General features: G+C 61.5%; 7 protein-coding genes. All 7 read right to left on the bottom strand.

Annotated elements, in window-relative coordinates; translation table 11 throughout:
• Window positions 1–15 precede the first annotated feature (15 nt).
• Window positions 16–2,250, bottom strand: a complete 2,235-nt coding sequence (locus AC3ANP_RS09690) for a GmrSD restriction endonuclease domain-containing protein (RefSeq protein ID WP_488329981.1) — start codon at window positions 2,248–2,250, stop codon at window positions 16–18.
• A gap of 730 nt (window positions 2,251–2,980) precedes the next feature.
• Window positions 2,981–3,769 (bottom strand): IS21-like element helper ATPase IstB, encoded by a 789-nt coding sequence (istB, locus tag AC3ANP_RS09685; protein WP_488329980.1) that lies wholly within the window; start codon window positions 3,767–3,769, stop codon window positions 2,981–2,983.
• Window positions 3,766–5,304 carry an IS21 family transposase gene (gene istA / locus AC3ANP_RS09680; RefSeq protein ID WP_488329979.1) on the bottom strand — a complete coding sequence of 513 codons (1,539 nt, stop codon included), beginning with the start codon at window positions 5,302–5,304 and terminating at the stop codon, window positions 3,766–3,768. Before istA ends, istB begins: the two co-directional genes overlap by 4 nt.
• 228 nt (window positions 5,305–5,532) lie before the next feature.
• On the bottom strand, window positions 5,533–6,927 hold the full coding sequence (locus AC3ANP_RS09675) for an IS1380 family transposase (protein ID WP_488329978.1): 1,395 nt from the start codon (window positions 6,925–6,927) through the stop codon (window positions 5,533–5,535).
• A 710-nt stretch (window positions 6,928–7,637) separates the two neighbouring features.
• Window positions 7,638–10,073 carry a hypothetical protein gene (locus tag AC3ANP_RS09670; protein ID WP_488329977.1) on the bottom strand — a complete coding sequence of 812 codons (2,436 nt, stop codon included), beginning with the start codon at window positions 10,071–10,073 and terminating at the stop codon, window positions 7,638–7,640.
• Window positions 10,070–11,686 (bottom strand): Eco57I restriction-modification methylase domain-containing protein, encoded by a 1,617-nt coding sequence (locus AC3ANP_RS09665; RefSeq protein ID WP_488329976.1) that lies wholly within the window; start codon window positions 11,684–11,686, stop codon window positions 10,070–10,072. The genes AC3ANP_RS09670 and AC3ANP_RS09665 overlap by 4 nt, the downstream gene beginning before the upstream one ends.
• Window positions 11,683–12,297, bottom strand: coding sequence for a hypothetical protein (locus AC3ANP_RS09660; protein WP_488329975.1), 615 nt, complete (start codon window positions 12,295–12,297; stop codon window positions 11,683–11,685). Before AC3ANP_RS09660 ends, AC3ANP_RS09665 begins: the two co-directional genes overlap by 4 nt.
• Window positions 12,298–12,546 lie beyond the last annotated feature (249 nt).

Here is a 12,546-nt window from a genome sequence, read left to right as displayed (position 1 = left end):
GCCGTCAACCAAGAGTTATTCGTCGTCGACTTCGCCAGCGCTTTCCGCGGCGACCAGTTCGGCCTCGATCTGCTCTGAGTCTTGGACATCCTCGCCCACCTCATCGCCTCGGTCATCTTCGCCAAGGCTGACGCGGTATTCGTTGCGAACCTCCCAGAGCGACTTCCCAGATTCTTGAATCTTCCAGAATCGCCAACCATTGATGCCGCCCCGGTACATTCCGGCCGAGTTGACAGCAACCCCCGCCGCGGATGGCGTGTCATAGCCGACATCGGCGACAAACACGCGCCCGTCGAGCCCAACCGCGGCGGTCGCACCATTCAGGACAGCGGGACGAGCTACGAGCACGGTTCCCGGCTGGATAAGCCCCTCCGAGACCAGCAGAGCCAGGTCGACTTCCTCCGAAGGTTCAGGCTGCTCCGGCTGCGCTGCGAGTCCAATATGTCCCGCTGGGGCAGGCCAAACTTTTAGGACCGACGCAGCGAGCCTCGCCGTACGCGCAGTGATCGCCGTCTCGTCCCAATTGGTCGGAGCTGCCTGAATGACATCGTTCGTGAGGAGCACGTCGTTGATGTGCTGAAAATGTTCTACCTTCGTCGCCCATGACCCGTTTGAAACCTTCGAATTCAATTTCTGGGTCACCAAGGTGAGATTGCCGATTTCATGCAGAGTGCGATCACGTGACGTCGCCTTCATTTCAGCTTCGTCAGACGACCAAGTCTCCGGCCAGTTTGCCCGCCACTTCCTCGGGAGGAAGTGCTCAATCGTACCGACCCCTCGCGCGATCGGCCCCATAGCCAGTGCATTCCAATCAGGATAACCACGGCGGTAGTCTTCGAGCGCTTCAAGGATCATTCGGAGTCGAGCCCGGAGATACCTGTTGTATGCGGGTGCGCCCTTCAGCGCCGAGGTGACCTCTGCGTCGTCCGGCCAGTACCCGACGGGCGTCTTGTTCGAAGCGAGGTAGGACTGGACTTCAGGCGCCAGACGATCGTGCGGCTGCTTGCTGAGGTGGACGAGGAGTTCGACCATGAATCGGTTTGTCCCCTGCGAGGGCGCTTTGACGATCGCGCGGCGGACGAACCAGCTTTCGAGGTACTTGAGGATCTGGCTCTTTTCTTCTTCCGGAACATTGAGCTGTGGCTCCTCATCGAGCCAGATCAATAGTGGTCGCACGACCTCAGAATCAAGAGTGCCGACGCGGTAACTGAACCATTGTGCCCTCGTCAACGGACCGTTTACCGCCTGCGCCCCCTCGATCACGAACCGGTATCTATCCGCCGCCGTCTTGATCTCAGGGAGCAAAGTGGACAGGTCGGACCGCTTGTCGGTCACGTAGCCCTTGAACTGCGTGAACAGCTCTCGAATTGGGAAATCCTCCAGCAATCGGGCGCGCAGCCAGTGCCAGAGGAACCAGGACGCGCGCGGGTGCGAGATGCGTCCGGCCGTCACCTGTGTGACCCACCACGGAGTCTCGAGTTCAGCCCAGTTACTGAGGTACGCTACTTCGACTTCCGCTTCGGTGCCGGCGTGATTCTGGAAGATGAAGTTCTTGATGAGGTCCGCGGCGCTCAACGGCTCGCCCCGCGCATTCAGCGTCTCGAAGATCGCCTGTGCATCCTCTGTCGCGTCGAGGCGAATGCTCACGATCTCGAGCTGACCGGACACAGCATCAACGAGGAGCTTCGCGCTGACTTCCAGCTCGTCCGCGTCGTCGAGCCACGCATTGATGGAGTCGCTGAAGTACTGATGCGCCTCGGCGAGCCTCGATGGCACGACGCTCGAGTAGTCAACCGGAGCAGGGGCGCTCATGACCGACTTGAATCCGAGACGGTCGAGATTTGTCGGCCAGACCTTGTAGCGGTCCTCGGGCGTCTTGAGGAAGGCGGCCGGATTGACGATGAGCGGCTCGACCTGTGCGGCGAGCATCGTGAGACCGCGGGCGTCAAGCTGCGAGTGAAGTGAGTCGAGGAGGATCTGGAGTGTCGTGAGCCGCTGCTGACCGTCGATGACACTCCACTCCGGCATGGTACCAAGTGTGGAAGGCAATTGCTGTACGACGAAAGCGCCGAGGAAGTGAGTGGCTGCCGCGTTTTTCGTGGCCAACACATCAGCGAGCCGCGCTATGTCCTCCCACAAGGGCTGCCATTGCCGCTCCTTGGACCAGACGTAAGGGCGCTGGAAAAGAGGCACTACCATTCTCGCGGGCTGATAGAAGATCTCCCGTGGATTAACCTTCTCGGGCTTCATGCCATGTTCTCGTTCGTCTCCATAGCTGCACATTCCTAGCTGGGTGAATCAGTTGTTATCCGCCGTCTTCGGCCTCCGGAAAAGAAGGCCCTAGACAAGCCCAAAGTTGAACCTACACAGCGCGGCTGAAGTTGACGATCTCGGCGCGCCGCGCCGGTCCGATCCTCAGCTAAAAGTTGCAGGTAGTCGCACGTCCACGCATAGCTCTGGTTCAACGAAACTTCTGCAAGCCCTTGGGGTACGAGACGCCCAGTCGCCGCCGACGGCGGCAGTCCGCCATTTCTCCGAAGGGAGTCTCGTTAGCGGCAGGTAATTTTTCTCAACTAAGCTTCATAACCTTCTGGCTTACCTGCGGCCGTCACCGTTAGTTATTAGCCACCACGACGCTGATCGGCCAACTGCGCTCCTCGACGCGGCAACAAGCCACGGACCGGTAGTCGAGGCCCATATGGCCCAGGGCGCGGACTTGGACCTGCCCAGCCTTTGAATCGGCGGGTGTCCCGCGGCCCGTCATAGGGAGCTCGGCAATGCCAGGATCCTTCAATTTTTTCACAAGGATCAATGTGAGCACGAGTCGTGAACATCCAGCGGGAGGTGTGTCAATGGCCAGTAGTTTCTGCCCACGGGCGGCCAGTTGATGTGCCCGCTGGTGGCCAGTAGAACTGCCCGGTGATGGCCAACAGATCTGCCCACTGATTTGTTCGGCGGGGTTGGCCATCGTTTGGTTTGGTTAGTTCAGTCGGGTTACTCCTTTTCCTGCGAGGGCTTGGGTGAGGCGGACGGAATCGCCGCTGGTCTGGCAGACGTGGGCGTGGTGCAGCAGCCGGTCAACGGTGGCGGTGGCGAGCGTCTTGGGCATGAGCTCATCGAATCCGGCCGGGTGGAGGTTGGAGCTGATCGCGACTGACCGTTTTTCGTAGGCGGCGTCCACGACCCGGTAGAGGCCTTCGGCGGCGTCCGTGGCCACCGGCAACAGGCCGATGTCATCGATGACCACGAGTTCGGCGCGCAGGATCCTGGTCACGGCCCGGGTGACGCTGTCGTCGGTGCGGTGCGCTCGGATCAGGACGCCGAGGTCCTCGAGCCGGAACCACGCCACGCGCATCCCGGCTTCCACGGCCTGTTGGCCGAGGGCTTCGAGGAAGAACGTCTTGCCGGTGCCGGAGGGTCCGCAGACGACCAGGTTCTCCCGCCGGCTGATCCATTCCAGGGTCCGCAGCGCCTGCTGGGTCGGGGCCGGGATGGAGGACACGGCCGGGTCCCAGGCATCGAAGGTTTTCCCGGTCGGGAAGCCCGCGGCCTTGCGGCGGGAGGCGAGCATGGACCGGGCCCGCCCGGCGGATTCCTCGGCGAAGAGGGCCTTGATGACCTCGACCGGTTCCCACCGCTGCGCGCGGGCTGTCGCGATCAGCTCCGGAGCCAGCGCCCGGGCGTGAGGCATCTTCAGGGACCGCATCAGGGCCTCCAGGTCCGGCGGCAGCGGCGGGGCCGCGGTGTTGGTCGTCGTGACGGGGCTCATCGGGGCTCCTCCGGGGTGGTGTTTGTGGCCGCGGTGTTCAGGGCGGGGTTGCCGATCGCGGCCCACGCGCCGGTTCCCTGGGTCAGGGAGGTGGCTTCGTTAGCGGCGTGGGTGGTGGTGCGGCGGATGTTGGCGTTCAGGATGGAGGCGAGGTCCGGGTGCGCGAAACGGCCATGCAGGGCCGCGTCGCCCAGTGCCCGGTCCACTGCCGCGGTGCCGGCGATTTTCGCCAGGGTCACTGCCTCGGCCATCTTCACGTTCATCCGTGTCGTCCCGGCCGCGGCGGCCTCGACCAGCCAGGTTCTGGCGCCGTCACCGATGGCCAGGAACGCGGCTTCGTCCGCGCTGCGGGCCCTGACCTCGTAGTCGCCGGGGATCCGGGTCCTGGCCCCTGGGAAATGCTCATCGTTGATGGCGGGGCTGCCGGGCCGTGCCCGGTCGTGGCGGGCGACTTCGACCGGGCCGGAGGCACCGGTGTGGACGATGATGACCTGTTCGCCGGGTCCCGTCCCGTGGCTGCGCACGAACACCCCGAGCAGGTGCGCCGGGACGGAGTATTGGGCGTTCTCGAACGTAACCATCGGGGTGTTCTCCGGGACGGTGCGCGCCAGTCCGAACGCGACCGTGTGGGCGGTATCGGGGATCCGGTGCAGCCTGGGGGCTTCTTCCGCGAGCATGGACTCCGGTTTGCGCCGGGTCGCCCGGTGTTCACGGTTGTTGACCTCGTCCATGAACGCCGCGCAAGCAGCCTCGAGTTCCGCGAAGGAGGAATACTCGTCGCGGAGGTTGGTGTCCTTGGGCACGATGTCGGCCTTGGCGAGTTTCACGGACGCTTCGACCCCGCCTTTGGTGGCAGGGTCCGCCGGCTGGCAGGTCAGCACGGTGACACCGTAGTGCCGGGCGAAGTCCAGGGTCTGCTGGTTCCTGATCGGGACCCCGGCGACATGGGCGGTGGTGACGGTCTTCTCGTTGTCCGTGAGCACATACGTTGGTGCCCCGCCCAGGATGCGGAAGCACCGGTCCAGGGCCGCGAACACGCTCGGCGCGGTCCGGTCTTTGAGCGGGATCACGATCCGGAACCGGGAGAACGCCAGCCACGCCACAAACAGGATGGTCTTCACCCCGCCGATCTTTGGCCCGTCGCCGAAGTCGTACTGCAGCCACATCCCCGGCTCGGTGATCCAGGGACGGTGGACCCGGGTATGGCCGAGCCGCCACGCCGCTTTGACCTGCGCGATCGCGCGGCGGGTGGAGCGTTCCGAACCCGTGTAGCCCAGGGCAACGAGCTTTTCGTGGGCTTTGTCCGCGCGGATCCGGCCCTTGGATCCTTCGATCCATTCCTCGATCTTGGGCAGAAATGCGTCCGTGACCCGGCCCCGGGCCGCGGGTTCCCCGATCGGCCGGCCAGCGTCCCTGGCAGCGATGTGTTTGGCAACGGTGTGGTGCGAGCAGCCCGTGAGCTCCGCGGTGGCGCGCAACGATCCGGTCAGATCGTAGGCAGCAAGAATTTCCATGATTTCTCCGTCAGACTTCATACAGGGCCTCTTCCTGGTTCGCTTTTGGTGCGCTTAGACACCGTCATCAAACCCCAGGGAGAGGCCCCCACCGCTTAAGCCTTGATCCACCGATCCGCCTGGGTGGGTGATCGGGATCCGGTTTCGGCGGGTTTGCGGGGTTGAGGGCATGATGGGGTGCCGGGCCTCGCTGCCCTTCGGTGTTCCACTGGTGGTCCTGGTTGCGCCGTGTGGCGGGGCGGACGGGGGTCAGGCGGCTTGCGGCGGCGGGTAGAGCTGGTCGAACAGGTCCTGCCATGGTGTTTGCCAGGGCCAGGCTTCGGGCAGGTGAAGCCGGATTTTCCGGGCGCTGGTGGCGATGCGGGCAGGGACGTGGATGAGTTTGCGGCGGACCGTGCCGGTCCGGGCTTTGCGGAAGGGCCCGGCGGCGAGGATCCCGGCGGTACGGGTGAGGTTGTAGGCCATGACCGCGGCAACGAGCCAGGCCGAGTTCGCGGCAAAAACGCTTGAGGGCATATGTGCCAGGGCGCTGTCCTTCAGATCGGCGTTGACCTGCTCGATGATGGCGTGTTTCCGGTGGATCTTGTCCGCCGCGACGGTGTCCAGGACGTCGGCGCGGACGGTGGTGAAGAAGGCGTGGTGCCGGTGGGTTTCGAACAGGGTTTCCTGCCCGTCGCTGGCTTTCGTGTTGAGTTCGGGGATGCGGCGCACGACCAGGCGGCCGGCGATCTGCTCGGCCTTTTTGCGTGAGCTGAACGCGGTGAAGGCGGTCTCGGCGACTTCGGCCTTTGAGACCCAGGTGTTGGTGGTCTCGTCGAAGACCGCGTCGGTGTATTCGATGGTTTTCCATGCCGTTTCAGGGATCCCGGCGATGGCGCGTTTGATGGCCGGGTCCATGCGCACGGTCACCGAGACGGCCGCTCCGCCGGCGAGGGCCGCGGAAACCGCGGCATGGCCGTAGAAGGCCGAATCGAAACGGCAGAGCACCCGCCCGCCGGCGTGGACGCGCTTGAGGGTGGACAGGGCGTCGGTGATCAGCCGTTTGGCTCCGCGGGCCGAGTTCGCCGCGCCCTTACGCAGCCGCTGGGCGGCGATTACCGGGGCGGTGTCTTTCGTGGAGACTATGGCCAGCAGGGTGTTCAGCCCGCGGACCCCGGAGTACCCGTAACCGGAGCCCTGCTTGGCGTAGCCGTGGACCTCGATGATCGTGTCATCGACATCCACGAACACGAAGTCCTCCGGGCCGGGACGCCCGAGCAGCGGGGCCCGGGATGCCAGGCTGGTCAGGAAACGCGACGCGACCGCGTCCAGCTGCCGGACGTGCCCGAACGTGAAGGCGCGCAGGAACGAGCCCAGCGTGGAGGGCGCGTAACAGGCGGTGAAGAGCCGTTTCATCCCGCCGTGGCGCAGCACGGCCATGTCATCAATCGAGTCCGCGCCGGCGACCATCCCGGCGACCAGGGACGCAACCTTCAGCCCGGCGTTCGCACCCTTGTCCGTCGGGACCGTCAGCCACTCATCGACCAGCTCGTTCAGGCCGGCGTCACGGGCCAGCGTCATCACCGGCAGCAGCCCAGCCGCCGACACGAGATTCGGCTCGTCGAAGGAAACTGACACCGCGGACGGCTTATGGGAAACTTGCATCTACGAGATGTCCTCTTCCGGTACGGAAATTTTGACTGTGGTAAGCCAATTTTCCCCCGAAAGACGGGCATTTCGTGTTTAAAACGCCGGACCCGATCCCACCCTCATCGGTGGATCAAGGTTAAGACGCGGTCGGTTCAGTAAGGAAGTGGGCAGATCTCATGGCCACCGTCGGGCAGTTCTACTGGCCGTCAGTGGGCACTTTCGTGGCCGCCCATGGGCAGTTTTTCATGGCCGCTAACAGAGGTGATCTGGCGGAGCTCGGCATGCTGACTGACCAGGATTCGGCGCTCCTAGTCAGTGTGGGGCCTTGCCCGGCAGATGGATGAGGCCGGGTCGGGTTGTCTGTCTACCTGGTTCCGCTCGGTCATCGTCGGGACCAGCCATCGATCCTGCCGGTCCTCTGGCATAACGAGGCGGCGTCCCTAGTGAATGTGAGCCACCGCTTCGTGAACGGCCTGGGTGAGGATCATTGGGGTCACCAGCCAACTAGGCTCCGCGTCCTCATCCGTCGTCGGGTCGGGCCAGAACCCGTTGAGCCACAGCTAACCAGTGATACCTTCCGCTATTGACTTGGGTAGGAGCACCATTGGGCGGGCGAGAACTACCAAAGACCGCTTGAACGGACCACTTCGCCCGGGGCCGCCCCATCAACTCGACCGACAGTAAGGGGGGATTAACCACCTTCCTCTTTAAACAGCTTCACTTCTTCAAGCATCGGCTACCTGAGACCGAATCAGGTTTTCGATGCTCTTCTTCTCAAAGTATCGAAACTTCTGGATAGCGTCAGTCATATTGCCAACGTCGATGACGCCGATGTCCGTAAGCTTCCCGTAGGAGCCCAGCGAGAGGCCAGTTGCTCGGAGGAAAAGTTCAGTATCGAGAGACTCGATGACGTGCGCCAGGCGCTCCTCACGGAAGTCCGTGAGGTACATGAAGATCAGCACCTTCGCTGAGACTTTCTTGAGCTTCTCACGGATGTTCCTCCTCTTCTCCGCGATCTCCTTCTTTGGCTTCCGCTGCTCGTCGGCACCGCCACCGGCCCGCTTTACCGCAGAGAGCTTCTTCGACGCGGTGACGATTTTCTCGGCCTCCTCACGGATGGCCCGGAAGTCCTCTATCTGCTCCAACTCGGCAAGTAGGTCCGCATCTTGGAGCAACCGGTCCATGGTGACGCCGTTGAGGTTGTAGAGGTCCACGGAACGCCAACGACGTGCGAGTGCGTTCGCGCCGATGCCGCCGTGTGCCCACTGAAGAATCGCCTGCACGTCGAGCTGTTCCATCTGCCCACCGTCGATCGCGAAGATCGGTAGGAAGTTGATCAGCTCCCCGAGCACCGATTCCTGCGTCGCTGTCCTATCAGCGGAGTTGTTTGCCAACTCCGTGCCGTAAAGCGAAACGAGCGACAGTGCCCGGTTTGGGTCGAACTCGAACACGTAGGCGGTGTGCTTCCTAATTTCACCATCCGTCCTCCATGGCGACTGGACCCGGAACGCGGCCTGAAAATAGGATTCGGGAGCCTTCAGCGAGCGGAGCATGAAGATAGACGACCATTCCGGCACGGTAACCCCGGTCATCAGCTTCCCGCAGGAGAGGGTAATTGAACCGGACTTCCCTGACTCGTCCGCGCGGCGGATCGCGGCTTGCAAAGGCCCTAGTGCTTTTGCGCCGGTCTTCGCCTTCGCCCCGGCAGCGACGTAGATTTCATAAGCGGAGAAGAAGGGATCTTTCCGCAACAGCGCGGCCATCGCTTCGCACGCTGCGACGTCCTGGAGATACCAGACTGAGTGTCTCACCGCGTCTTTGAAGTCGGCAGCCTCATAGGGAAACTGCGCGTTCGACTCTCCCGAGTCGATGACTTTCTCCGGCAACGCCTTCTTGCCGCGGATGAGATCGAGAAACGACGCAACATAATCGGGCTTCACGAAGACATGACCATCCTCGACCTTCTTAGCCTTGAAATAGGTATTCAAGTCGAAACCGTCGAACTCGCCGTCCCCCGCCCACTCGTCTGCGGGCGTGCCCATCGCGTAGGTGTACATCCGCATCTGAGGCAACTCGGCGTAAGGATTGGGGCCCTTTGCCGCAACCCAATTTTCCTTCTCGCGTTGCTCGTCGATGTATGTCCAGTTGAAGACCTCGGACTCGTCGTAGTCACCGTTCGTGATCGCCTTGAAAGGGGTGCCTGACAGATGCAGATGAAATTTGGTCTTCAGCCCGTAGTCGAGTTCGGGAACGACATCGGCATCGGTGTCACTGGACTCGTCTGCGGCCTTCATGAACATCTGGGCAAGCGCCGCTTCGGCCTTGTCCTGAGGGTCGTACACCTCGCGTGCCGACGCGGTGGAGGCACCGAAATGGAATTCGTCGATGACGATGCAGTCCCAGTCGACCAGGTGAATGGTCTCGTTTCGCTCCTTGGGCTTGCCTGCGTCATCACGCCCGATGAGATCCTGGAATGATGCGAACCAAGCCGTCGAACGGCCGCTGTCGATCATTACATCCGCCTCGGAGGGAGGTGTGTCCCGGTCGACGTACTGCCAGTCGATGAAATCGACATGGCTGAGCAGGTCGTCACGCCATGCGCTTCGCACCGCCGGCTTGTAAGTTAGGATGAGCAGCTTCGTCCAGCCCATCTCGTTCGCAAGTTTGTAGGTGGTGAAGGTCTTACCAAAGCGCATCTTGGCGTTCCACAGGAATTTCGGTGCTCCCTCGGGGTGCGCCCGAAAGAATGCAGCGGTCTGCTCGACCGCTCGCTTCTGCTCAGGTCTCGACTTAAAATCCTGGACGCGGCTCGGGTCGAAGGGCAGTCCGCGCTGCAACGATCGGATCGCAGCCCAGACCTCGGTTTCTGTCGCCTCGAACCACTCGCCGCCTGGGTTGACAATCCCGGCCCCGGTAAGCACGCGGTGCACATCGTGATCGCTGAAAACGCTGCCGTCTGGCCTCGCCGCGAGCTCCGAGTGGAACAGGACGTCGACGCCCTGGAGACCTGGGAACGCGGTGCCGACCTGCTGCCGAACCCGGTCAATCCCCGGCTTAACGGTCTGACCGACCTTGATCCAGGCGTCACCTTTCTGCCCGCTCGCACGCCGCCATGCTTTCGCATTCCCTGAGTGCGTGTAGGCGTAGATGTAGCTCGTCACTCGTCGTCACCGACCTCTTCAGCGTCGTTGATATCGACGTTGTCGGTGACACCAAGCGGCCTGATCTGAGATTCGATAAACTCCTGTTCCTCTCGGGTAAGTTCATATCGCTCAAATAGTTGCTGATCAGTCCAAACACGGTTCATCTCGATGTCTGGAACAAAGGCGTAGGTGTCAGATGTTGTGTGTTGAGAGGCCTTGCGCGCGTGTACCAGGAATCGCACGAACTTGGTTCTAAGGTAGGCAGCAAAACGCTCAGCTGACTCCCTATCTGGATGCGTCCCTGCGACGAGAAAGGTTTGTGTGCAAACGCTCCCCGGTTCAGTGACAAACGGGTTTCCGGTCACCAACGCTGGCACGCGTCCATGTCCGTCCCCCGCCTCTGGCGTAATCACCTTCCACTTGTCGATAAGATGCAGCCCCTGCTGTACCTGTCCTCTTCGGATGTATGCATCTGCGCGGTCACGCTTCCAAAGCCGAAGGGCGAGCTCTTCTGGTTCATTTGTGAAATCAGAAAAGTTGCTGAGCAAGCCGAATGGCTTCTGCGAGGAAATTCGGTGCTCAATGGAGCGCTCTCTCTTAGCGAGAACTTTTTCGATTATGCGCTCGGCCTCGTTGCTTCGAACGAGGACTCCCTTACCTTTCCGCAGATCTCTGGTGAGCGTTGAGCTTATGTGGCCATCGATACGGGTGTTAAACTCGCAATCCCCGTTATACGCACGTTCCCAAAGAAAATAGGACACTCCTCCCTTGATTTCTGCCTGGGGAAAAACGTCGAACAACTTCGGATTGTCGACCAGGATTCGGATGCGCCTGTCTGCAAGCATCCGGCGGCGAAACTGATCAAGCCCGAGCCCTCCTGTGAACCAACGTGACGGAGTAATCATCACCAGATAGCGTGGGTTGAGTGCTATCGCTCGCTCCACGAACAGGTTGTAAAGCGGCTTGGTGCGAGTATTTCCCTCGACGCCGATCTGGTAGGGCGGATTTCCGACGATGACGTCAAACTGCATGTCGGCCACCTCCTTCGTGGGGTAAGTTCCATGGATAAACGAGTACGCAAATGACTCACGCTGGTTCCTAATAAGCGCAGCCGGCGCGCCGCATAGCTCACACTTCAACCCTGCGTATTTTCCATGAGCGTTAAGCGTATGCTCGGTCTCTACAAATGGGATGTTCCCGTCTGGAGAGTCAAGGTGAACGACGAGGTCGGTCAGCGCCGGATCCCTCACCTCGGCGCCAGTGGCGTTCTTCGTTTGGTAGAGGGTGCGGCGGGCGATCTCACCGTTAATCTGCGTCGTCGCGGCACCGTACAGCATGTTTTCCAGGATGTGCTGTCGGCGCTTCTTACCATCCTGCTCCCATTCGGAGAGGCCGATCATGAGTCGTTTGTAGGCTTCGCGGAGGTAGATGCCGGACTTTGTTCCGGGGTCCAGCCAGGTGTAATGCGGCTCAGCCCAGACGTGCTGGGGCAGGATGTCGAGCATCGCGGTGACGACTTTCGGTGGCGTGTAAATGTCGTCATTCGGCAACTGGGCCAGCGTCTCCAGCACATCAGGAACATACTCGTCGTGCCGCTCGTTACGTGCTGACGCGGTTACCTCGCCGGTCATGCCCCCAACTCCGAGTAGTGAACCGTCGGCAGCACCATCGGAGGCTCGTAGAACAGATCCATCTCCGGCTGTTCCAGCTCAGACGAAACACGCTGGAATCGCTCACCCGGCAGTGGCGTGTACTCGACGAAGACGATCTGATCAGCGCCATTCAGCGAGTCGCCGACGACGACGTTCGTCGCGAGGATTGCTTCGACAGCAGGTGCGAAGTCAGAGGTTGACGGCTCTCCGCGGAAGACGTGGGCGACGTCAATGAGGGCGGTCATCCGCTCACGCGACTCATCGACGTTCTCATCGCTAATGTCGATGCCGTAAGTCGAGGCGACGCAGCGTAGCAACGCAAACTCGAACCAATACTTGCTTCCGCCGTGCTTCTTCTCGTCGATTGCGGCGATTTTGCGGTCCAAGATCGCGACGAGGAAGTTCCCGTTGCCTGCGGCAGGTTCGAGGAAGCGAGTATCAATTTCAGTGAAAGCGTCCGGGATGAGATCGAGCATCGCGTTTACCTCCCGTGGCTGGGTATAGACCTCGCCGAGGTCGCGTACTCGTTCCCGGGACTTAATATGCTGCGTGTCCGCCATCGTGCTCCCGCTCATCATCGTCCCCATCATGCTCACCATTCTCTCAAAGAGATTAGACACTAGCGTCTGGCGAACCCGTGTCGCACCTACGGCCTTTCACGTCTGAGAAATTGCAGACAGTGGCCATGAAACCTCAGCGTGATAGACGCCGACCGGGCGGGCGTACGTTGACGCCAGATCAGATTTCACAGCCGTCAAGGATGAGGTCATGTCGTTGCGATCTAGGAAGTCCGTCATTGGGATTTCCCCCGGTTCTGCTGACTCCTTGATCTCACCAGC

The sequence above is a fragment of the Arthrobacter sp. JB02-1C genome, from assembly GCF_057748045.1.
The sequence above is the reverse complement of the archived record's forward strand: the minus strand, read 5'-3'. Positions and strand labels throughout refer to the sequence as shown.